Here is a 22,850-nt window from a genome sequence, read left to right as displayed (position 1 = left end):
ATTTTGCAGGCAGCAAACCGGAGACCCATATGCCTTCCCGTCGTCATGCCGTTCGCGACATTTCCTATGCGCATTCCGCCGAAACCAAAGGTGGGCGGATGGTCATCAAGCTGATGGAGAACACGACGGGCCGTATGCGCCTGATCAAACGCGCGGACGGGTACGAGAAAGACGTTGCCAATGGGCGCGACTTTTGGGCTGTGATGGTCGAACGCTATGGGCTGACACTGGACGTGGCGGGGGGATCGCTTTCGAATATCCCGAAAGACGGTCCTCTGATCCTGATTGCCAATCATCCCTACGGAATTCTGGATGGCCTGATGATGGGACATATCCTGTCCGAGACGCGGGGAGATTTCCGCATTCTCGCTCATCGGGTGTTTCGCAAGGCCGAAGACCTGAATCGCATCATTTTGCCAATTTCGTTTGATGAAACGAAAGAGGCGATGCAACTGAACCTTGAGACCCGCAAAACCGCGCTCAGCTATCTGGGCGAGGGCGGGGCGATCGGTATTTTTCCCGGCGGGACGGTCAGCACCGGGGTTAAGCCGTTTTCCCACCCCATGGATCCGGGTTGGCGCGGGTTTACCGCGCGGATGGTGGCCAAATCGAATGCCACGGTTGTTCCGGTTTTCTTTGATGGCCACACGTCTCGTCTGTTTCAGATCGCCAGCCATCTGCACAGTACTTTGCGCATGGGCCTGCTGATCAAAGAGTTCAAGAAACGCGTTGATACACCGGTGAAGGTCGTAGTCGGAGAGCCGATCAGGCGCGACATTCTGGACCCGCTCAGCAAGGATACGCGCAAGATGATGGATTTCCTGCGCAAAGCCACGTATGAGCTGTCTCCAACGCCGTTGAAGTCCTATGATTACGGCTATGAGTTTGAGGAACGGCATCGCGCCTGAATGATCTAATGGCAGTAGGTATCTTTGATTCCGGTTTGGGCGGTCTGACCGTCCTGAGTGCCGCACAGCAACGTCTGCCGGACGTTGATTTCCTGTATTTTGCAGACAGTGCACACGCGCCATACGGTGTGCGTGATGCCGAGGATATCTATCAGCTGACCCGCAAGGCGGTTCAGGATCTGTGGTCGCGTGGCTGCAATCTGGTGATTCTGGCCTGCAACACCGCCAGCGCCGCAGCGTTGCGGCGGATGCAGGAAGAAGGCGTGCCCAGCGGCAAACGCGTTCTTGGCGTTTTTGTCCCGTTGATCGAAGCACTGACCGAACGGCAATGGGGCGACAATTCCCCGCCGCGCGAAGTGGCCGTCAAACATGTGGCGTTGTTTGCAACGCCTGCCACCGTGTCCAGCAGGGCCTTTCAGCGGGAACTGGCATTTCGGGCCATCGGAGTAGATGTCGAGGCACAGGCCTGTGGCGGCGTTGTGGATGCCATAGAAGACGGTGACATGATCCTGGCCGAAGCCTTGGTGCGCAGCCATGTGGATGCGCTGAAACGCAAAATGCCAGAACCTCAGGCTGCTATTCTGGGCTGCACGCATTACCCGTTGATGGCCGAAGCATTCCAGGCGGCGTTGGGTGATGATGTGCAGGTTTACAGCCAGGGTGCGCTTGTTGCTGACAGTCTGGCAGATTACCTGCAACGTCACCCCAACATGTTGGGCGAGGGCCCGAGTGGTTTTCTGACAACTGGCAAACCCAATGTAGTCAGCGACCGGGCGACGCAGTTCCTCCGACGACAAATCACGTTCCAGGCTGCCTGACTTAGGTCAAGGACGCAGCCGCTCTGCTTCCCTTATTTCAAGGCCGTCACATCGGCGGTCGAAACATGTGACACTCAAGTGAAAGAGGTCTGACATGACCCATAAAATCGCAATTTTGGGCGCTTCGGGCTATACCGGCGCTGAACTGGTGCGGCTGATCGCCGAGCACCCGAACATGGATATCGTCGCGCTGGCCGCCGAACGTAAGGCTGGCATGACCATGGCGCAGGTTTTCCCGCATCTGCGCCACATGGATCTACCTGATCTGTGCAAAATCTCCGAGATCGACTTTTCGCAGGTTGACCTGTGTTTTTGCGCTTTGCCGCACAAAACCAGTCAGGAAGTGATCCGGGACTTGCCGAAAGATCTGAAAATCATTGACCTGTCTGCCGACTTCCGGCTGGCCGACCCTGACGAGTACGAAAAATGGTACGGCAATCCGCATACCGCGCTAAAACAGCAGGAAGAGGCGATCTATGGTCTGACCGAGTTCTACCGCGAAGACATCAAGGGGGCGCGGCTTGTTGCGGGCACCGGGTGCAATGCGGCGACCGGGCAATATGTTCTGCGGCCGCTGATATCTGCAGGGGTCATTGATCTGGACGATATCGTTCTGGACCTGAAATGCGCCGTGTCAGGGGCAGGGCGGTCATTGAAGGAAAACCTGCTGCACGCTGAACTGAGCGAAGGCAGCAACGCCTATTCCGTTGGAGGGACGCACAGACATCTTGGCGAGTTTGATCAGGAGTTTTCGAAACTTGCCGGTCGGGCTGTGCATGTGCAGTTCACGCCCCACCTTATCCCTGCAAACAGGGGTATTCTGGCCACAACCTATGTGAAGGGCGACCCGCACAGCATCTACGAAAGGCTTGCCAAAGCCTACGCGGACGAGCCGTTCATCCAGATGCTGCCGATGGGTGAGACTCCTTCAACCCACCATGTGCGGGGGTCGAATTTCTGTCATATCGGTGTTGTGGCGGATAGGATTGAGCGGCGCTCAATTGTGATTGCGGCGCTGGATAACCTGACAAAAGGTAGCAGTGGGCAAGCCTTGCAGAACGCGAACCTGATGTTAGGTGAAGATGAAACTCTGGGCCTGATGATGGCCCCGCTTTTCCCGTGAGGATGGTATGAAAACGCTCAAGAAACGTCGGCGCGTACAAGTCATTCTGGTGGCAGTTGTTGCCTTGGTGGCGGCAACAGCGTTGATTGGCTGGGCATTGCAGGACGGGATCAACTTTTTCCGCTCACCCAGTGAGGTGATTGCTGAGCCGCCGAAACCAACCGAAGTGTTCCGGATTGGCGGCTTGGTCGAAGAAGGCTCGATCATTCGCGGACAGGGCGAAACCATTCGTTTTGTTGTAACGGATGGTGGCGAAAGCGTTCCGGTCTCGTTCACAGGTGTTCTGCCTGATCTATTCTCGGAAAATCAGGGAATGATCGGCACGGGCAGTTACGTGAACGGGGTCTTTGAAGCGACTGAAATTCTTGCCAAACATGATGAAACCTACATGCCGAAAGAGGTCATGGACGCTCTGAAAGAGCAAGGTGTCTATAAAGGCGCGGAAGAAAGCTGATAAACTCTCTGAACCTGCTTCGGAGCGTTGCGTGCATGGTGCATGCAGCGCTCCGTTTCGTTTTGAATCGTTAATGTCTGTCGGAAACGGTGTGGCCACCTAACGTTACGAGGGTGGTATGCAGACGGTACGCCAAATTGCCAAAGAGATTGTGGCCCGTGAAGGGGGCTTTGTTTATGACCCCGACGATCCGGGCGGAGCAACCAAGTTCGGGGTCACGATTCACACCCTGCGCAGGCTGGGCTTGGATCTGACCGGCGACGGCCGGATTGACGAGGCGGATGTGCGCGCTTTGTCCCCTCGGCAAGCGGTCGACATCTTTGTGCAGCATTATTTCGACAAGCCGCGCATTGGTGAGCTGCCCGAAACCCTGTATGCCTCTGTTTTCGACATGTATGTGAATGCCGGTGCGCAGGCGGTGAAGATTCTTCAGCGGCTGCTAAAGGAAATGGGGTTTAACGTCACTGCCGATGGCATAATCGGCCCGCAAACCGTGGCGGCCTGCGAAAGCGCGGCGCAGCCAGAGCCCGGCGTCTTGCGCGACGCTTACGGGATTGCGCGGCGAAATTACTATTTTCGCCTTGCTGATCGGCGGCCTGCATCCAGAAAATACGCGCGTAGCCGATCAGGCGGCAAAGGTGGCTGGATAATGCGGGCCGAAGAGTTTCTTTCGCCGCGTTATCACCTTTCGGACAGCGACTTTAACAAAAGGATCGCGGCATGGGGCTAATTTCAGGTGTGCTGGCGCTGCTGTTTGGAAACGGCCGCAACGTCTTGCAGGAAACCGCAGAACTCTATCGTGAAAACACCGAAGCAAGCGCAGTACGGGCTAATGAGGTTCAAACTCAGGCCATGTTACAGTTTGGCTCCGAATTTCAGGCGCCTCAGAAGGGGCTGTTTGACCGTGTCATGGACGGCGTGAACAGGTTGCCGCGCCCGGCGCTGGCATTGGGAACGCTTGGCTTGTTCGTTGCCGCCATGGTCGACCCAATATGGTTTGCCGCACGGATGCAGGGCATAGCCTTGGTACCAGAGCCGCTCTGGTGGTTGCTGGGCGTGATCGTGTCGTTTTACTTTGGCGCGCGTCACCAAAGTAAAATGCAGGATTTTCAGCGGGATATCCGCTCAACCATGACGCAACTGCCAACGGTCTTGAGCAATATCGAGGCCTTGCGCACCATGCAGAGCGACAGCCCCGGTGCTGCCGATCCCGGTCCGGATGCTGTACTGACCCGCGATGTCGTACTTCCCGAAGAAAACCAGGCTCTGAACGATTGGCGAAAGCTTCGCGGTATCTGACCCGCGACACTTTGTGCGTGCAGAACTAGCTAAAGGTCATGGCCCCCGGTTCCGCACCTGCGTATATTCCGGGGCATGATTACAGAACTTGGCCACTTCACCCTGATCCTCGCGTTCTTTGTCGCCATAGTGCAAAGCGTTGTTCCACTTATCGGCGCCTCAAAACGCTGGACCGGCTGGATGGCCTTTGCAGAGCCCGCCGCGATCGTCCAGTTCCTGCTGACGGCGTTTGCATTTGGTGCTTTGATCTGGGCGTTTGTAACGTCTGACTTTTCCCTCAGGATTGTGGTCGAGAACAGCCACACGGCAAAGCCGATGCTGTACAAGATCAGCGGAACATGGGGCAACCACGAAGGATCCATGCTGCTGTGGGTGCTGATCGTCACCCTGTTTGGAGCGATGGCGGCTTTCTTTGGTGGCGGCTTGCCACCGACACTCAAGGCCCGTGTTCTGGCCGTTCAGTCGGCCATTGCCGTGGCGTTTTTCGGTTTCATCCTGTTCACGTCGAACCCGTTTGACAGGCTTGCCATCGCTCCGTTTGACGGGCGTGACCTGAACCCACTGCTGCAAGATCCTGGGCTGGCCTTCCACCCGCCGTTTTTGTACCTCGGCTATGTCGGGCTGAGCATGGCATTCAGCTTTGCGATTGCTGCCCTGATCGAAGGGCGTATCGATGCAGCATGGGGCCGGTGGGTGCGCCCCTGGACGCTGGCGGCATGGGTTTTCCTGACTATCGGAATCGCGTTGGGATCCTGGTGGGCTTATTACGAATTGGGCTGGGGCGGTTTCTGGTTCTGGGACCCGGTGGAAAACGCATCCTTCATGCCCTGGCTGCTAGCGGCGGCGCTGTTGCACTCGGCAATTGTCGTGGAAAAGCGCGAAGCATTGAAAAGCTGGACAATTCTGCTGGCAATTATTGCGTTTGGATTTTCCCTGATCGGCACGTTTATCGTGCGTTCAGGTCTGCTGACCTCGGTACATGCTTTTGCCAATGATCCTGAACGCGGTGTGTTCATCCTGATCATTCTGGTCTTCTTCATCGGTGGCGCGCTTACCTTGTTTGCCGCGCGGGCGCAGGCGATGGAGGCCAAGGGCGTTTTTGGCATGGTCAGCCGCGAAAGCGCGCTGATCGTGAACAATGTCCTTCTTGCGGTCAGTTGTTTCGTTGTCTTTGTCGGGACGATGTGGCCGATGGTGGCCGAGATGATGTTCGACCGCAAACTCTCGGTCGGGGCGCCGTTTTTCAACGCGGCCTTTTCACCATTCATGGTTTTGCTGGGTATGATTCTGCCGGTCGGGGCCATGCTGCCGTGGAAACGCGGTCGGTTGGGCAAAACGGCCTGGTCCCTGCGCTATGCCTTTGGTCTGGCGCTGGCGATTGCGTTGTTGGTTTGGGCAATGCAGACCGGTCGCAGCGCGTTAGGGCCCGTAGGCCTGTTTTTGGGGGCATGGATCACTTTCGGTGCCGCCATTGATTTGTGGAGCCGGACAGGCCGCAATGGCAGCTTCAAACGTCTGATCCGACTTCCGGGCGCCGATTGGGGTAAGGCAGTTGCCCATACCGGCCTTGGCGTGACGATCTTTGCGATTGCCGGTCTGACCGCGTGGGAGGCAGAAGATATCCGTGTGGCGCAGCTGAACCAGCCGTTCGAAGTGGGTCAGTTTACACTGACGTTGCAGGACGTGCGACGGGTACAGGGGCCGAACTATTTTTCAACCACGGCTGATGTTTTGGTGGAAAAGGGCGGTCGCGCCATCGGAACGCTGCATCCCGAGAAACGGGATTATCCCGTCGCACGTATGCCGACGACCGAGGCCGCGATTGACTATCGTTTTCTTGGTGACCTTTACATCGTCATCGGGGATCAGCAGGCAGACGGTGGCTGGGTCATGAGAACCTATATCAAGCCTCTGGCGAACTGGATCTGGGGTGGATGTATCCTGATGGCGCTCGGCGGTGTCCTCAGCCTGAGCGACAGGCGTTTTCGCGTCGCCGCAGGCGCGCGTAAATCCCCCGCTGGCGGAGTACCCGCAGAATGAAGCGCCTTGTTCTGATCCTGCTGCTGCTTGCAGCACCCGTGTTTGCGGTACAACCTGATGAAGTTCTGGACGACCCGGTTCTGGAGCAGCGGGCGCGCGACCTGAGTGTTGGATTGCGGTGCCTGGTGTGTCGCAATGAAAGCATTGACGAAAGCAACGCCGATCTGGCGCGCGATCTGCGGTTGCTTTTGCGCGAACGTTTGGTTGCGGGTGACAGCGACGAAGAGGCCATCTCGTTTATCGTTGACCGCTACGGCGAATATGTCCTGCTCAAGCCCACCACCAGTGGTTCGAACCTGCTGTTGTGGCTTGCCGGGCCGATCATGCTGCTGATCGCTGCCGCAGTCGGGCTGAACTTTCTTCGCACACGCGCCAGGGCGCAGGTTTCGGGTGAAACCGAAGCTCTAAGTGCGGAAGAACAGGAACGCCTTCGCCAAATTCTTGAAGACTGACGTTTGGTTCTGCTTTTCCCATCCTGCCCAGACAAGTAAGTGTGCTGAAACACGTGGCGCGAGGGAAAAGTTTTCATGAATTACGAAACGGTTCTATTGGACATATCGGATGGTCTGGCGGTTCTGACCCTGAACAGACCGGACAAGATGAACGCGCTGACCACTCGGATGCGGGCAGAGATTACCCACGCGATGAAAGACGCCGCGGTTAAAGCGCGCTGTATCGTTATCACCGGCGCGGGGCCGGCGTTTTGTTCCGGGCAGGATCTGGGGGATGCATCATCGACCGGCAAGATCGATCTGGAACGATCATTGCGCGACGAGTACGAGCCGATGCTGGAAGCCATCCACAGCTGTCCTGTTCCGACGATCGCGGCTGTAAACGGACCTGCTGCGGGGGCAGGGGCCAACCTTGCGCTGTGTGCGGACGTGGTTATTGCAACGGAGAGTGCGTATTTCCTGCAGGCTTTTGCACGTATCGGCTTGCTGCCCGATGCCGGGGGCACCTGGTTCATGCCGCGTCAGATGGGCTTGGCCAAAGCAATGGGGGCCGCCTTGTTTGCTGACAAGATCAGCGCCCGGCAGGCCGAAGAATGGGGCATGATCTGGGAAGCTGTCCCCGATGATGCGTTTGCCGCACATTGGCACAAAAGGGCAGAATATCTGGCCAAAGGTCCAACTGCCGCCTATGGCGCGATCAAACGTGCCATTCGCGGGACGTATGAAAACACATTGCAGCAGCAGCTTGCGACCGAAGCGCATCTTCAAGGTGAATGTGGCCGGTCGCGGGATTTTGCAGAAGGCGTGGTGGCGTTCATGGAAAAACGCCCTCCGAAATTCGAAGGGCGTTGATAAACGTTAGGCGCGGCGACGGCGACGCGTGCGGCGTTCGGGGCCTGCGTCTCCCTCGGTTCCGTCCGAAGCCGACGAAAACGGCCCCAGTGCCTCGGTGATCTGATCCAGTGTCGGACGCTCGCCGCGCGAAGTGGTATCCAGCGCTTCGCGCATTTTGCGCAGATGATCGGGCATGGTCCCGCAGCACCCGCCGATGATTGTTGCGCCCGAATCCCGCGCCATGGTGGCATACCGACCCATCAGTTCGGGTGTCCCGTCATAGTGGATATGGCCATCCACGTATTTCGGAATGCCCGCATTGCCCTTTGAGATCAGCGGGCGCTCGGTGCCTTGCGCTGCAAAACCCAGAACCGTGCGCAGGATATCCGACGCGCCGGTACCACAATTGGCCCCAAAAGCGATCGGTGGGTTTGGCAAGGTTTCAACCAAAAGCGCAAGATCGGCCGAGGTGACACCCATCATCGTGCGCCCGGCCGTGTCAAAGCTCATCGTGCCGCACCAGGGCATGTCGGCCAGCGCAAAGGCCTCGGCTGCCGCGCGGAATTCCTCTGGCGCGCTGATGGTTTCCACCCAAAGAACGTCAACTCCGCCCGCTTTCAAAGCCTCGGCCTGTTCATGGAACATTTCAACCGCGTCGGAATGCGATAGGCTGCCGACCGGTTCCATAATCTCGCCGGTGGGTCCAACCGATCCGGCCACGACAATAGGGCGCCCGGCTTTGTCCGCGATTTCACGTCCAAGTTCTGCGCCGATACGGTTCAGCTCGCCCACGCGGTTCTGCGCATCATGCAGTTTCAGACGCGCCGCAGTGCCTCCAAACGTGTTGGTCAGAAACAGGTCGCTGCCCGCGTCGACGGAACCCTGGTAAAGCGCCCTGATCTTGTCCGGAGCATCCACATTCCACAGCTCAGGCGCGTCACCTGATTGCAGACCCATGTTAAATAAGTTGGTCCCCGTTGCACCGTCCGCAAGAATGGCGTCTTTGGTGTCCAGAAGTTTGCTCAGCGCGTTTGTCATAGGGTTATTCCAGAAAAAGCGTATAAACGCTGCGAAAAAACAGAGACGCCCCGTGTCTCATGACCAGGGCGTCAAATCAATTTCATAAAACTCATGAAGATCATGAATTTTGCATTTCAGGCAATCAGTGCTCGCCTTCCACCATCACCTGTTCTTTGGCTTCAACCAGAAGCTCGGCCATTTTCGAACGGATCGTGGCTTCATCCGCAAGATCACCCAAGTAGGCTTTGACCGCCTCGACAACATCGTCTTCGCCGACATGCTGTAGGTCGGTATGAACCAGTTCCTGGCCGTATTTCCGTGCCTGTTCAACAGTTTCGCCCTTCAGCGCAGACGCCCAGACAGCCATAAAGCGGTTGCGGCGCATCCGAGCGATGAACTGCATCTTTTCGTCATGGGCGAATTTGCTTTCAAACGCGGCTTCACGTTCGTCGAATGTGGTCATTGGTTGGGGACCCCTTGGATTACCGTTTCTCACTGATGATATGACAATAGGACACTCTGGGTGCAAGGTATTTGCGCTGCGTCAAAGGCCCTCGGGGCAGCGAACTTGCGGGAACGCAGGGCTTGCACTATGAGGACGCCAACGTGAAGGGACTCATTCCCTTTCGCCAGTCTGGAAAGGTCGCTTATGGCGCGTCGCAAGAAAATCTACGAAGGCAAGGCCAAAATTCTGTATGAAGGCCCCGAACCGGGCACCATCGTACAGTATTTCAAGGATGACGCCACCGCGTTCAATGCCGAAAAGAAAGACGTGATTGACGGCAAAGGCGTGCTGAACAACCGTTTGTCCGAGTTCTTCATGACCGGGCTGACCCAGATTGGTATTCCGAACCACTTCATCCGGCGCCTGAATATGCGCGAACAGCTGGTGCGCAACTGCGAGATCATTCCACTGGAAGTGATCGTGCGCAATTACGCGGCCGGTTCGATGTCGAAACGTCTTGGCATCGCAGAAGGGACGCAATTGCCACGTCCGATCGTTGAATATTGCTTCAAGGATGATGCTTTGGGCGATCCTCTTGTCACCGAGGAACATATCGCCGCGTTTGGCTGGGCCAGCCAGCAGGACATGGACGACATCCTCAGCCTCGCGCTGCGCGTGAACGATTTCCTGAGCGGCGTGATGCTGGCGGTGGGTATTCGTCTGGTTGACTTCAAGATCGAAATCGGGCGCGTGTTTGAAGGCGACTATCAGCGGCTGGTCGTTGCGGATGAAATCAGCCCGGACAGCTGCCGCCTGTGGGATATCAAGACCGGTCAGAAACTGGACAAGGATGTATTCCGCCGCGATCTGGGCAGCCTGACAGATGCCTATTCCGAGGTCGCCCGAAGGCTGGGTGTGCTGCCTGCCAGCAACGTCACCAAGCCGACGCTGATCAACTAAATACCACGCCTTAGAAACGCCGCCCCCTCAGGGTGGCGTTTTGCCTTTGCCAAGTTGTTGGCAGAGCAGGGTGTTTGCGTGTGGCCGGGCCGTTTGATCAGATGACTATTCCGAAGTTTCCAGCCACCTTGCCGGCAAAACTGCTCAGGTCCATCTGACAGCGCAGGATCGTCACCTACCTGCGGCAAACTGCGTTTGAAACAGGGTTGTCGAAACCCATCAGGCGCGCTATCCCCCGCGCAACGAAATGGGCCTTGTATGCGGCCCTCAGTTGGAGTTGCCAAAATGAAAGCACGGGTTCATGTGATGCTCAAGAACGGGGTGCTGGACCCGCAGGGCGAAGCAGTACGGCACGCATTGGGTGCAATGGGCTTTGATCAGGTCGAAGGCGTACGTCAGGGCAAAGTCATCGATCTTGAGCTTGCCGATAGCGCAACCGAGGCAGACGTGACCGAGATGTGCGAAAAGCTTTTGGCCAACACCGTCATCGAACGCTACGAGATCGAACTGGTCTGATTGATGCGGGCCGCGCGTCTGATCACCTATCGTCAACCGCTTGAGGTGTCGACGATCCCCGATCCGGTTCCCGCCGAAGACGGTGTTGTGGTGCGAGTGCTGGCCTGCGGTGTGTGCCGGTCCGACTGGCACGCGTGGTCGGGCTCAGACCCGGACGTTGTCCTGCCCATGACACCCGGTCACGAGTTTTGCGGCGAGGTGGTCTCGGTCGGTGCGCGCGTTAAACGGTGGCGTGTTGGGGACCGGGTGATTGCGCCCTTTATCCTTGCCTGTGGGCATTGCCCGGACTGCGCAAAGGGTCATCAGACAATCTGTCCGAACCAGGTCGTGCCCGGCTTTACCTGTGACGGGGCTTTTGCTGAATATGTTGCCGTGGCTCATGCCGATGCCAACCTGACATCTTTGCCCGACAGCATCGCGCCTGAAATAGCCGCCGCATTGGGGTGCCGCGTAACCACAGCATGGCAGGCGCTTGTTGGCCGGGCGCAGGTGCAGGGTGGTGAGTGGATCGCTGTCTTTGGCGGTGGCGGTGTCGGAATATCAACGCTTCTTCTGGGCAAGGCGCTCGGCACGCGTGTTATCGTAGTCGATATCGCCGAGGACAAGCTGGCCTATGCCAAAACTCTGGGCGCCGACGCGGTGGTCAATGCCGTGACATGTGATGCCCCAAAGGCGGTGAAAGACATCACCGGTGGCGGTGCCGATGTTGCGATCGAGGCGCTTGGCGTCGAAGCCACGACCGTTTCCGCCATGCGATCCCTGCGCAAAATGGGGCGCATGGTGCAAATCGGAATGCCCACGGGGGACCATGCGCAGATGTCGTTGCCGATGGATGTGCTCTATTCTGGTCAGCTCTCCGTATTTGGCACCCGTGGGATGCCAAGCTGGCGCTATCCGTCGCTGTTGTCGCTGATCGCGGGCCAAGGGGTCGACCTGAGTCCGCTGGTGACCCGGAAAATAACCCTGAACCAGGTAAGCGCCGAGCTTGCCGCTTTTGACCATCCAATGCCTCCTGGTGTTGCGGTTGTCACAGATTTTGTCTCGTAGGAGGGCCCGCCATGCGTGCAGCCGTAATCGTTTTCCCCGGATCCAACTGTGACCGAGATCTTGCCGTCGCCTTTGAGCAGGCCGGTTTTCAGGTCGATATGGTCTGGCACAAAGACGCGGCTTTGCCCGAAGGTATTGATATCGTGGGTGTGCCGGGTGGGTTCTCTTACGGAGATTACCTGCGTTGCGGCGCAATCGCGGCGCAATCGCCGATTTGCAAGGCCGTCGTCGAACACACGCAGCGTGGCGGTTATGCCGTAGGCATTTGCAACGGTTTTCAGGTTCTGACCGAAACCGGCATTTTGCCGGGCGCGTTGCTGCGCAATGCTGGGCTGAAATACATCTGCAAGACCGTTGGCCTAAAGGTTGAGACCAGCGACTGCGCGTTTACCAGCGGCTACAACTCAGGCGATGTGATCGGTATTCCGATTGCGCACCACGATGGCAACTATTTTGCGGATGACGCGACGCTGGCCGCGCTAAAAGATCAGGACCGGATCGCTTTTACCTATGCCGAAAACCCGAACGGCTCGATCGGGGATATCGCCGGAATCCTGTCGGAAAACCGCCGCGTTCTTGGCATGATGCCGCACCCCGAACGCGCAGCCGATCAGGGTCATGGCGGCACAGACGGGGTGGCGTTGTTCCGCGCATTGTCAGGTGTGTTTGAAGCGGCGTGACTTGAGGTCTCGCCCGCCGGGGCGTAACCTTTTGCCATGAACACAGAAGTTCGATCTGGCTGGTCAAATATGTTGAAACCGTTTCGTGGTGCGCCGCTGGGCTGGCGGTTGCGGCTGGCGGTTCTTGTTCTGCTGGTCGCGACAATTGCAACGGTCTGGGTCACGAACCGGCTGTTGACCGACAGGTTCACCGAATCCACGCGCAACCGGGCAGAGCTGCGACTGACGCTGTATTCGGGCAACTTGCTGAGTGAATTGCGCCGCAACTCGATTGTTCCGCAATTGCTGGCCCGCGACCCGACGTTGATTTCGGCATTGCAGTCAGGCGATTACACCCTGTCTACCCAACGCCTTATTTCATTCGTGGAAGAGATCGGCGCGGCCTCACTGGTTTTGCTGGACAGCGACGGGCGCACAGTTGCCGCGACCGACCGGAACAGGTTGGGCGAAGGACATCGGAACACGCCTTATTTTGTGGATGCGATCCGCTCGAACGCAACGATCTTCTCCGTTATTCCCAAGGACGCAGGCGGATACAGCTTTGTGTATTCGCGCCGGTTGGAGAACGGGGCGGAGTTTCTGGGGGTAATCGTCGTCGAGGTTGACCTGCAAAAGTTCGAACGCGCTTGGGCAGGTATCTCGGATGCGGTGATGGTTACCGACAGCACCGGCAACATCATTTTGTCCACGGAACCCCGCTGGCGCGGGCTGGATGAGAACACGGCGATGCTGCGCCAACCGCCACAAGGGGCGATCCAGCGCGCCATCCGGGCAACAACCGATTGGACCGCGCTGCCGCCTGATGCCTATCTTCAGGGCGAAGCGGTGATGCGGATCGAGACGCGTATTCCGTTCCGCGGCTGGCAGATGACCTCGTTCACGACCTATGCCTCGATCCGGGAAAAGGTGAACAGCGTTCTGGCGCTGGAAATCATGGGGTTTGCGATTCTTCTGGCGCTTGCGTTCTATGCGTTGAGCCGCCGTGCCACGTTGCGCATGACCCTGTTCCAGCGCGAGTCGGCAGAGCTTCGCGCATTGAACGCACGGCTGCAGCGGGAAATCGCTGAACGTGAACGGGTTGAAAAGACGCTGGATTTGGCCGAACAGACTCTTGCGCAAAGCTCGAAACTGGCTGCCCTGGGCGAGATGTCGGCGGCGGTCAGTCACGAGTTGAACCAGCCACTGGCGGCGATGAAAACCTATCTGGCCGGGGCCCGCCTGTTGCTGCGCCGCAACCGCCCGGAAGAGGCCCTTGCCAGCTTTGGCCGCATCGATGGTCTGATCGAACGGATGGGGGCAATTACCCGGCAGCTCAAGTCTTATGCGCGCAAGGGTGCGGATGCGTTTTCACCAGTAAATCTTGGTGAAGCGCTGGCCTCGTCTCTGTCGATGATGGAGCCGCAACTGCGTCAGCGACACGTGAAGATCACACAGATCGTACCAGAGGAACCCGTGATCGTGATGGGGGACCGAATGCGCATCGAACAGGTCATGGTCAACCTCTTGCGAAACGCGCTGGACGCCACCAAATCAGTGGCGGAGCCGGATGTGGAAATCATCCTGGCAGCTGGTGACACGGCTGTGTTGACCGTACGCGACAACGGGCACGGAATCGAGGATATCGAAAACCTGTTCGAGCCGTTCTACACAACCAAACAGCCCGGAGACGGTGTTGGTCTGGGGCTTGCCATCTCGTCAGGGATCGTGAACGACCATGGGGGACGGCTGACTGCACGCAACGGCCAATATGGCGGTGCGGTGTTTGAAATGCAGTTGCCTGCACTGGGAAGCGACGGCCTTGAAGCCGCGGAATAACGAGGAATGACTATGGCACAAGCCATGAAAATTGCCATTGTTGACGATGAACAGGACATGCGCCAATCGATCAGCCAGTGGCTCGCTTTGTCCGGCTATGACACGGAAACCTTCGCCAGCGCGGAAGATGCGCTCAAGGTGTTGGGTCCGGATTATCCGGGGATAGTGATTTCGGACATCAAGATGCCCGGAATGGACGGCATTCAGCTTCTCAAAAAGCTGATGGGCGCTGACAGCACCTTGCCCGTGATCATGATCACCGGTCACGGCGATGTTCCGATGGCTGTCGAGGCGATGCGTGTCGGTGCATTCGATTTCCTTGAAAAACCCTTCAACCCCGACCGCATGTCTGAACTGGCCAAACGGGCCAGCAATGCGCGGCGTCTCACATTGGACAACCGCGCGCTGCGCCGGGAATTGTCCGGCGGCACCCAGATCATGAACAAACTGATCGGTGCCAGCCCGGTTATGGAACGCCTGCGCGAGGATATCCTCGATCTAGGTCAGGCAGATGGCCATGTGCTGATCGACGGAGAGACAGGGACCGGAAAGACGCTTGTCGCACACGCCCTGCATGCGGTTGGAAGCCGTGCCGGCAAGAAATTCGTGCTGGTGTCCTGCGCGGCGCACGAGGAAGACGCGTTGGCCAAACGTCTGTTTGGGCCGATGATGCCTGAAGACGCCCAATTGCCCGCCATCGAAGAGGCGCGGGGCGGAACGCTGGTTTTGGAAGATGTCGAAGCGCTCAGCGATTCCCTGCAAGCCAAGCTGCTCAGCGTGATGAACGAGCAGGGCACGCCGGCCGAGACACGCATCGTAGCGATCTCGAACCTGCAAGAGGCCGGAAAAACCTCCGAAGATGTCTTGCGGCCTGATCTGTTCTATCGATTGGCCGCCTTGCGCATCACCATGCCGCCCCTGCGCCAGAGGGGCGAGGACATCCTGACCCTGTTTACCCGTCTGAGCGAGCAGTTCGCCGAAGAATACGGTTGTGATGCGCCTCAGGTAAGCGCTCAGGAAGCCGCGCAGCTGTTGCAGGCGCCCTGGCCGGGGAACGTGCGCCAGTTGATCAACATTGCCGAACGCGCGGTACTGCAATCGCGCCGTGGGTCCGGAACGATCGCCTCGCTGTTGATGTCGGATCACGAGGAAATGCAGCCGGTCATGACCACCGAAGGCAAGCCGCTGAAGGAATATGTCGAAGCCTTTGAACGGATGCTGATCGACAACACGATGCGGCGGCACAAAGGATCTATCGCGTCTGTGATGGATGAACTGTGCCTGCCGCGCCGAACGCTGAATGAAAAGATGGCCAAATACGGCCTCCAGCGGTCGGACTATCTGTAAACTTTGTGACGGGGGCTCTGCCCCCGTCGCCTTTGGCGACTCCCCCGGGATATTTTTGGCCAGATGAAGGCGATCCCGCATGCCACGGTTGGGGGCGGTGCAGTTTGCCCATTGTCTTTTCCACAGGACTGCTTTTATTGTGTCCGGACGGGCCGGGCCAGTTTTGTGTCCATAAGCCCCGAATCATTGAGTTTCGCTGCTTTGCTGAAGGTGATGACATATTATTCGCCGCAAAGCAGACCGATTGTGCCCCTTTCGGGGCAATGTAGTACCTGAGCCCGGAACGTCTGGGCGAAAGGAATAAATGGGCAGGCTGCGGCTAACGCGCCTGTCGGAGAAGAACCGCGATGACGCGCGCGCAACGATTGAGTGACCGGGCAGGGGGCCACAGCGCCAGACCCTGCCGCGCGCCGTCCGATATCGCCCTGACAAGACACCTCCCCAAATGTGCCTGTCCACCTGGACGGGTCAGGACAACGCGTTTGGCGCGGTGCACCAAGGACTCATGGCTAAGAAAATGCTTATCGATGCCACCCACGCGGAGGAAACCCGCGTCGTGGTGGTCGACGGAAACAAGGTCGAGGAGTTCGATTTTGAATCCGAAAACAAGCGCCAGCTTGCTGGCAACATCTATCTTGCAAAAGTAACACGGGTTGAGCCGTCGCTCCAGGCGGCCTTTGTGGATTATGGCGGGAACCGGCACGGCTTCCTGGCGTTTTCGGAAATTCACCCGGACTATTACCAGATCCCCATCGCCGACCGCGAGGCGCTGATGGAGGAAGATCGCGCCTATGCCGAGGCCATGAAGGCGCGGGATGAGGCCGACGAGGGCAAGCCGAAAAAGCGGCGTTCGCGCGCCCGATCAAAGGCTGCGGATCTTAAATCGGACGATCTGGTCGAAACGATGGAAGTTTCGACCGAGCCGACCGGTATGGAAACCATCGACCTTGACGATGCCGACATGGAGGTGCCCGAGGGGACATCGCCTATGGAAATCGTCGGTGAAACACCTGTTGAGGAGCCTGCGGACAACGAAGCGCCGGAAGCTGTGTCAGATGACACTGCTGAGGAAACGGCTTCGGAAGACGAGGCTCAGGCTGAAACGGTTGTGTCTTCACAAGACGATGCAGCAGGGGATTCTGATGACGCGGCGGATGCTTCAATCGCTGACGATGGCGATGAAGCGTCTGAATTGTCTGAATTGTCTGAGGATGACCCGGACGCAGATGATGGCGATGCGGATGAGGAACACGCTGACGCAGCCGCGAAAGATGACACGATTGAAACCGTAGCCGAGGAAGACGACAGCGAGGACATCCGCCCTCAGCGCAAGCCACGCCCACGCCGGTATAAGATTCAGGAAGTGATCAAAGTGCGCCAGGTGCTGCTGGTGCAGGTCGTCAAGGAAGAACGCGGCAACAAGGGGGCAGCCCTGACGACCTATCTGTCGCTGGCCGGTCGCTATTGTGTTTTGATGCCGAACACCGCGCGTGGCGGTGGGATCAGCCGCAAGATCACCAACGCAGTTGACCGCAAAAAGCTGAAAGAGATCGCGGCGGATATTGATGTTCCGACAGGGGCGGGTTTGATTATCCGGACTGCAGGCGCCAAGCGCACAAAATCGGAAATCAAGCGCGACTATGAATACCTGCAACGCCTGTGGGAGCAGATCCGGGCATTGACCCTGGAATCCATTGCGCCTGCGAAGATCTATGAAGAAGGCGATCTGATCAAACGGTCGATCCGGGACCTGTATAACCGCGATATCGACGAGGTTCTGGTCGAGGGCGAGGGCGGATACCGCATCGCCAAGGACTTCATGAAGATGATCATGCCGTCCCATGCCAAGAATGTGAAACGGTACGAGGACGCGCTGCCGCTGTTTGCGCGCTATCAGGTGGAAAGCTATCTGGCGGGGATGTTCAACCCGACCGTTCAGCTGAAATCTGGCGGGTATATCGTGATCGGCGTGACCGAAGCGCTGGTGGCAATCGACGTGAACTCGGGCCGGGCCACGAAAGAAGGCTCGATCGAGGAAACGGCGCTGAAAACCAATCTGGAAGCCGCGGAAGAAGTGGCGCGTCAGTTGCGTCTGCGTGACCTTGCCGGTCTGATTGTCATCGATTTCATCGACATGGACGAGCGCAAGAACAATGCGTCGGTTGAAAAGCGTCTTAAGGACAAGCTGAAAACCGACCGTGCCCGCATTCAGGTCGGCCGGATTTCGGGTTTTGGCCTGCTCGAGATGAGCCGTCAGAGGCTGCGCCCGGGTATGATCGAGGCGACCACGCAGCCATGCCCGGCATGCCATGGCACCGGCCTGATCCGTTCGGACGACAACATGGCGCTGTCGATCCTGCGTCAGATCGAAGAAGAAGGCACGCGCCGCCGCTCGCGCGAGGTTCTGGTGCGCTGCCCGGTCAGTATCGCGAACTTCCTGATGAACCAGAAGCGCGAGCATATTGCCCAGATCGAATCGCGCTATGGCCTGTCTGTACGGATCGAAGGCGATGTGCATCTGGTCAGCCCGGATTTCTCGATGGAGAAATTCAAGACCGCCAGCCGCATTGTTCCCGAAGCGACAGCTCCTGTCGTGTCGGTCGATGCCTCGCTGATGGATCTGGTGGATTCTTCGGAAGAGGAGAAAGCCGAAGAGGATATCGCGTCGATTGAAGATGATACCAAACCCAAGCGCAAGCGCCGCCGTCGTCGTCGCAAGAAAGGCGCGGGCAACGGTGACGCGGCGGAACAGGGCGCGGATGACGGCGAAGGGTCAGAGCAGGAGGATGCCGTAGGCGAATCCGCTGAAACGGAAACCGCTGTCGAGACAACCGAAGCCGAAGCAACGGAAGAGGAAAAACCCGCCAAGCCCAAGCGTAAGCGCGCTCCGCGTCGTCGTAAGAAAGATGCGGTAGCAGAAGAGGGTGCGGAACAGTCGGAAGCACCGGACACCGATGCCGGGGCCGATGCACCGGCGGTTGAAGAGGCGGCCTCAGACGCAGAAGCCGAACCTGCCGAGGCGGCTGTCGCCGAGCAAAGCGAAGCCGCTGAGGCTGTTGACGCTGCGCCGGAAGCAACAGAGTTTGCCGAGCAGACTGAGGAAGTCGCACAAGCTGAAGCGATCGTTGCGGTGGAAGAACCTGAAGTTCAATCTGCCGATGAGCCGATCGAAGACGCACCCGTGGAAGAAACACCCATGGCAGCAGAACCTGAACCGGTGCTTGAAACTGTGGCAGATGAACCTGAGCCAGAATCCGACAGGCCCAAACGGCGCGGATGGTGGTCGCTGGGCAACTGATGAAAGGGCGGGCAGATTTGCCCGCCTTTTTTATATCACAAAGTCAGTCGGTTTTTCGGATCAGATAGACCTGATGTTCGCCATCCAAATCCTGAGACAGCAATGTGTGGCCAGCTTCGGCGCAAAAATGCGGGACATCGATGATGGCTGCCGGGTCATCAGCCAGTACACGCAACACAGAACCTTGCGGCATGGATTTCAGCCGTTTGCGGGCCTTGAGGACGGGCAGGGGGCAAAGAAGGCCCAGCGCATCCAGCGTATCTGTAATCTCTGACATGATTTTCGGGATAGGGCGAAGTTGTAATATTGTCCAGATTCCAAGCACGAGGATGTGACTCATTGGCCCCGTGACGGACCGCCATTCATCACTTATGTGCTTAGACATGTTCGGAATAGAAATCATAGACGCGGGGCTGCTGCCCGCCATGTTTGTTGCCCTGCTGGGTGGCCTGATTAGCTTTCTGTCGCCTTGTGTGCTGCCCATCGTGCCGCCCTATCTGGCATATATGAGCGGCGTCACGATCAACGAAATGCAGGATGAGGCCCGCGCCCGGCGCAAGGCAACCATGTCAGCGCTGTTCTTTGTGCTGGGCCTGTCGACGGTTTTTCTGCTGTTGGGATTTACCGCATCTGCCTTTGGAGTGTTCGTGCTGCAAAATCAGGTTCTTTTTGCCAAACTGTCCGGTGCCGTTGTCATTGTCTTTGGTCTGCATTTCCTGAATGTCTTCCGCATCCCCTTTCTGGACCGCGAAGCGCGGATCGAAACCGGCGATTCCGGTGGCTCGGTCTTTGGTGCTTATATTCTTGGGTTGGCCTTTGCTTTCGGCTGGACGCCCTGTATCGGCCCCCAGCTGGGCGCGATCCTGTCCCTTGCGGCAACCGAGGCCTCGGTGGCGCGCGGCACGCTGTTGCTGGGTGTTTATGCAGCCGGATTGGGTATTCCGTTTCTGCTGGCAGCCATGTTTCTCAACCGCTCTATGACCGTGATGAACCGGATCAAGCCCTATATGGGCGTGATCGAAAAGGTCATGGGAGGGCTGCTGCTGTTCGTGGGCATCATGCTGATCACAGGCCTGTTCACCCGCTTCAGCTGGTGGTTGCTTGAAACCTTCCCGGCGCTTGCGAATTTCGGCTGAGCGTCTGCCCCCCTTACCTTGACCTAAAGCCTGCGTTAACCTGCGCGGCAGAAGGTAAAGGCATGAGCAGTCAGAGAAATCAGTCACAGGTTCGCAAACGCCGGGTGTTCTACATCCCCGGTTATGACCCGATGCCGCCGCGACGATATCGCGAGCTTTACCGAACCGAGTCGCAGGCGCAGGCCCGGATCTCGGGATATGAGATCGCCATGGCCCCCAAGTCCGCAAAAGGTCTGTTCGGCTGGTCCGTGACATCATTGCAGGACGGTGCGTCTGTTGAGACAGAAATCGAAGTTCTGGTCTGGTCAGACATCGTGCGCGACAGCATGTCCGCGTCGATCCCTGCAACCTACGCGCAGTTGGCCCACACGGCGTGGATATACATTTCGACCGGCGCTTTGTGGCGCCTGATGCGGTTGCGCAAGGGCCCGGTGATTGCGGCGCTCTATCCGGTGGCGATGTTGGTGTCTCAGCTGCTGGTTGCGTTTGCAGTCGTGTGGGCATGTGTGGCGATGGCTGGCTGGTGGGGTCTGTTTCCGGGTATCGCCGTTGCGGTTGCGCTGATGCTGTGGTTCCGCAAGATCGACAACCGGCTGTTTGCCTATTACCTGATGCATGATTACGCCTATTCAGCGCAGCTGAAGGGGGAAACTCCGCTTAAACTGAAGGACAGACTGGCCGTATTCCGCAAGGCGATTGAAGCCGCTCTGATATCCGGTGTGGATGAGGTACTGGTCGTGGGCCACAGTTCGGGCGCGCATATGGGGGTGTCTGTTCTGGCCGACCTGATCCGCGACAGGGCTGTGCCGAAACAGGGGGCAGAGTTGTCGTTCCTAAGCCTGGGGCAGGTGATGCCTATGGTATCCTTTCTGCCAAATGCGCATGGCCTTCGGTCCGACCTTCAATTCCTGTCCTCCAGTTCAGACATCACGTGGGTCGATGTCTCGGCCCCCGGGGATGGCTGCGCATTTGCGCTGTGTGATCCGGTGGCCGTCACAGGGGTGGCCGGGCCGGACAAACGCTGGCCGCTTGTCCTTTCAACCGCCTTTACCCAAACCCTGGCGCCTGAACGTTGGAAAGCCCTGCGCTGGCGGTTCTTCCGACTGCATTTTCAGTACCTTTGCGCCTTCGATAAGCCGGGTCTGTACGACTATTTTCGGATAACGGCAGGCCCTTTGACGCTGAAACAGCGGTTCCTTGGGCGCACACCCTCGCGCAGCCGGATTGAGACGCCAGTGTCCAAATACACGTCAGTGCACCTATGACCCCGCCCAAGCCCCAGCCACGCGCAGACAAGGTTTCCCTACTGCGCTATCTGAAACTGTTTCGTCAGGATCTGCTGTCTGCGCAGCCAGCGCGCCTTTATCGCGCGTGGATGGCCGAATTCAGGACACCCTTCTTTCGATCTTTCCTGATCAATCAACCGGACCTGATTGACACCGTCCTCAGGAAACGCCCCGAAGATTTCCCTAAATCGGGCCGGATCCGCGAAGGCCTGCGCCCCTTGCTTGGAAATTCGGTGTTTCTAACCAATGGAGAGACGTGGAAACGTCAGCGGCGCATCATTGACCCGGCATTTGAGGGCGGGCGGCTGAAAGACACGTTTCCCGCCATGCTGGCCGCGGCAGACGCATGTGTTGAGCGGTTGCGGCCCCATGTCGGCAAACAGATCGAAGTCGAAGAACAAACAAGCCACGCCGCAGCGGATGTGATTTTTCGCACCTTGTTTTCGGTGCCAATTGACCACGCCATAGCCAGCAAGGTGTTTGAAAAGTTCCGCAACTACCAGCGCGAACAACCTCTGCTGAACCTTGCAGCCTTCGTTCCGCTGCCCAAATGGATGCCTCGGTTTCACTCCCGGACGACACGGAAAAACGCCGAAGATATTCGTAACCTGATCACTGACCTGACCCATGAGCGGGCTGAGGCGATCAAGGCCGGAACCGCCCCCGATGATCTGGCAACCAAGATCATGACGACCGCTGATCCTGAAACCGGCCAGTTTTTCGGGCCCGAGGAGATGGTTGATCAGGTCGCGATCTTCTTTCTGGCAGGCCATGAGACCAGCGCATCGGCTCTGGCGTGGACATTGTATCTGCTGGCAATTTATCCCGAATGGCAGGAAAGGATTGCTGACGAATCTGCCGCTCTGGACGATCCGACATTTGCCTCGGTTTCCAAACTCAAGATCAGCCGCGACGTGTTTCGCGAGGCACTGCGCCTTTACCCACCGGTTCCCATGATGGTGCGAGAGGCCACGGGCCCACACCGTTTTCGAAACAGGGACGTTCCCAAAAGGTCACAAATCGTAATCAGCCCCTGGCACCTGCACCGTCACGAACGGTTATGGGACAACCCCGACGGCTTTGACCCGACTCGCTGGAACAGTGAAAACGGCAAGACATGCCAGCGCGAAGCATATATCCCTTTCTCCGCAGGTCCCCGCGTTTGTACCGGGGCCGGGTTTGCCATGGTCGAAGGGCCGCTGATCCTGTCGATGCTGGTGCGAAACTTCAAATTCGAAACAATCAGCGGCAAAACGCCGGTTCCGGTGGCCCACCTGACCGTTCGATCCAGGGATGGCATATGGTTGCGGCTGATTGAGCGCTAACAAACTACCATCGGTCCTGACTGTGATGTATGCGGGGGGAGACATCG

The 22,850-nt window shown here is 57.9% G+C and carries 22 protein-coding genes; 19 read left to right on the top strand and 3 right to left on the bottom strand.

Annotated features, from left to right (window positions below; genetic code table 11):
• The first annotated feature begins 29 nt into the window (after positions 1-29).
• From ACR0ID_RS03420 to ACR0ID_RS03380, 9 genes are all read left to right on the top strand, one after another.
• Positions 30-908 carry a lysophospholipid acyltransferase family protein gene (locus ACR0ID_RS03420; protein WP_480558479.1) on the top strand — a complete coding sequence of 293 codons (879 nt, stop codon included), beginning with the start codon at positions 30-32 and terminating at the stop codon, positions 906-908.
• Between the two features lie 8 nt (positions 909-916).
• The gene (locus ACR0ID_RS03415) at positions 917-1,726 is read left to right on the top strand and encodes a glutamate racemase (RefSeq protein WP_480472593.1); all 810 of its coding nucleotides are present in this window, start codon (positions 917-919) and stop codon (positions 1,724-1,726) included.
• A gap of 94 nt (positions 1,727-1,820) precedes the next feature.
• Positions 1,821-2,849: an N-acetyl-gamma-glutamyl-phosphate reductase gene (gene argC / locus ACR0ID_RS03410; protein WP_480603728.1), complete on the top strand. Its 1,029-nt coding sequence runs from the start codon at positions 1,821-1,823 to the stop codon at positions 2,847-2,849.
• A gap of 7 nt (positions 2,850-2,856) precedes the next feature.
• The gene (gene ccmE / locus ACR0ID_RS03405; protein WP_209504023.1) at positions 2,857-3,303 is read left to right on the top strand and encodes a cytochrome c maturation protein CcmE; all 447 of its coding nucleotides are present in this window, start codon (positions 2,857-2,859) and stop codon (positions 3,301-3,303) included.
• A 118-nt stretch (positions 3,304-3,421) separates the two neighbouring features.
• Positions 3,422-4,033, top strand: a complete 612-nt coding sequence (locus ACR0ID_RS03400; RefSeq protein ID WP_480603725.1) for a holin-associated N-acetylmuramidase — start codon at positions 3,422-3,424, stop codon at positions 4,031-4,033.
• On the top strand, positions 4,024-4,602 hold the full coding sequence (locus tag ACR0ID_RS03395; protein WP_480603723.1) for a holin family protein: 579 nt from the start codon (positions 4,024-4,026) through the stop codon (positions 4,600-4,602). Before ACR0ID_RS03400 ends, ACR0ID_RS03395 begins: the two co-directional genes overlap by 10 nt.
• Positions 4,603-4,677: 75 nt before the next feature.
• Positions 4,678-6,642, top strand: coding sequence for a heme lyase CcmF/NrfE family subunit (locus tag ACR0ID_RS03390; RefSeq protein ID WP_480603721.1), 1,965 nt, complete (start codon positions 4,678-4,680; stop codon positions 6,640-6,642).
• Positions 6,639-7,094, top strand: coding sequence for a cytochrome c-type biogenesis protein (locus tag ACR0ID_RS03385; RefSeq protein ID WP_480472603.1), 456 nt, complete (start codon positions 6,639-6,641; stop codon positions 7,092-7,094). The genes ACR0ID_RS03390 and ACR0ID_RS03385 overlap by 4 nt, the downstream gene beginning before the upstream one ends.
• A gap of 75 nt (positions 7,095-7,169) precedes the next feature.
• Positions 7,170-7,946, top strand: a complete 777-nt coding sequence (locus ACR0ID_RS03380) for an enoyl-CoA hydratase-related protein (protein ID WP_480472605.1) — start codon at positions 7,170-7,172, stop codon at positions 7,944-7,946.
• A 6-nt stretch (positions 7,947-7,952) separates the two neighbouring features.
• On the opposite strand, the gene bmt is transcribed toward ACR0ID_RS03380, so the two are convergent.
• Both bmt and ACR0ID_RS03370 read right to left on the bottom strand, forming a co-directional pair.
• Positions 7,953-8,966 (bottom strand): betaine--homocysteine S-methyltransferase, encoded by a 1,014-nt coding sequence (gene bmt / locus ACR0ID_RS03375; protein WP_480603718.1) that lies wholly within the window; start codon positions 8,964-8,966, stop codon positions 7,953-7,955.
• 124 nt (positions 8,967-9,090) lie between these two features.
• The gene (locus tag ACR0ID_RS03370) at positions 9,091-9,411 is read right to left on the bottom strand and encodes a DUF1476 domain-containing protein (RefSeq protein ID WP_480472609.1); all 321 of its coding nucleotides are present in this window, start codon (positions 9,409-9,411) and stop codon (positions 9,091-9,093) included.
• Positions 9,412-9,597: 186 nt separating this feature from the next.
• Here ACR0ID_RS03370 and purC point away from each other — a divergent pair, with 186 nt between their 5' ends.
• The 7 genes from purC (at position 9,598) to ACR0ID_RS03335 (ending at position 19,056) form a co-directional block, all read left to right on the top strand.
• Positions 9,598-10,353, top strand: a complete 756-nt coding sequence (purC, locus tag ACR0ID_RS03365) for a phosphoribosylaminoimidazolesuccinocarboxamide synthase (protein ID WP_209504015.1) — start codon at positions 9,598-9,600, stop codon at positions 10,351-10,353.
• Positions 10,354-10,638: 285 nt separating this feature from the next.
• Positions 10,639-10,869: a phosphoribosylformylglycinamidine synthase subunit PurS gene (gene purS, locus ACR0ID_RS03360; RefSeq protein ID WP_480603715.1), complete on the top strand. Its 231-nt coding sequence runs from the start codon at positions 10,639-10,641 to the stop codon at positions 10,867-10,869.
• Between the two features lie 3 nt (positions 10,870-10,872).
• A complete protein-coding gene (locus tag ACR0ID_RS03355; RefSeq protein ID WP_480603712.1) occupies positions 10,873-11,916 on the top strand; it encodes a zinc-dependent alcohol dehydrogenase family protein in 1,044 nt (347 codons plus the stop codon).
• Between the two features lie 11 nt (positions 11,917-11,927).
• A complete protein-coding gene (gene purQ, locus ACR0ID_RS03350) occupies positions 11,928-12,596 on the top strand; it encodes a phosphoribosylformylglycinamidine synthase subunit PurQ (RefSeq protein WP_480603710.1) in 669 nt (222 codons plus the stop codon).
• Between the two features lie 69 nt (positions 12,597-12,665).
• Positions 12,666-14,411 carry a sensor histidine kinase gene (locus ACR0ID_RS03345; RefSeq protein ID WP_480481076.1) on the top strand — a complete coding sequence of 582 codons (1,746 nt, stop codon included), beginning with the start codon at positions 12,666-12,668 and terminating at the stop codon, positions 14,409-14,411.
• A gap of 12 nt (positions 14,412-14,423) precedes the next feature.
• Positions 14,424-15,758 (top strand): sigma-54-dependent transcriptional regulator, encoded by a 1,335-nt coding sequence (locus ACR0ID_RS03340; protein ID WP_480553879.1) that lies wholly within the window; start codon positions 14,424-14,426, stop codon positions 15,756-15,758.
• A 505-nt stretch (positions 15,759-16,263) separates the two neighbouring features.
• The gene (locus ACR0ID_RS03335) at positions 16,264-19,056 is read left to right on the top strand and encodes an Rne/Rng family ribonuclease (RefSeq protein ID WP_480603707.1); all 2,793 of its coding nucleotides are present in this window, start codon (positions 16,264-16,266) and stop codon (positions 19,054-19,056) included.
• 43 nt (positions 19,057-19,099) lie between these two features.
• Here the strand turns inward: ACR0ID_RS03335 and ACR0ID_RS03330 are convergent, their stop codons facing one another.
• On the bottom strand, positions 19,100-19,333 hold the full coding sequence (locus tag ACR0ID_RS03330; protein ID WP_480472617.1) for a sulfurtransferase TusA family protein: 234 nt from the start codon (positions 19,331-19,333) through the stop codon (positions 19,100-19,102).
• A 106-nt stretch (positions 19,334-19,439) separates the two neighbouring features.
• On the opposite strand from ACR0ID_RS03330, the gene ACR0ID_RS03325 reads away from it, so the two are divergent.
• From ACR0ID_RS03325 to ACR0ID_RS03315, 3 genes are all read left to right on the top strand, one after another.
• Positions 19,440-20,192, top strand: a complete 753-nt coding sequence (locus ACR0ID_RS03325; protein WP_480493245.1) for a cytochrome c biogenesis CcdA family protein — start codon at positions 19,440-19,442, stop codon at positions 20,190-20,192.
• 62 nt (positions 20,193-20,254) lie between these two features.
• Entirely contained in the window at positions 20,255-21,457 is a 1,203-nt protein-coding gene (locus ACR0ID_RS03320) for a hypothetical protein (protein ID WP_480603704.1), read from the top strand.
• Positions 21,454-22,803 (top strand): cytochrome P450, encoded by a 1,350-nt coding sequence (locus tag ACR0ID_RS03315; protein ID WP_480603701.1) that lies wholly within the window; start codon positions 21,454-21,456, stop codon positions 22,801-22,803. Before ACR0ID_RS03320 ends, ACR0ID_RS03315 begins: the two co-directional genes overlap by 4 nt.
• Positions 22,804-22,850: the final 47 nt, after the last annotated feature.

The sequence above is a fragment of the Ruegeria sp. AL2 genome (genome assembly GCF_056540845.1).
The sequence above is the reverse complement of the archived record's forward strand: the minus strand, read 5'-3'. Positions and strand labels throughout refer to the sequence as shown.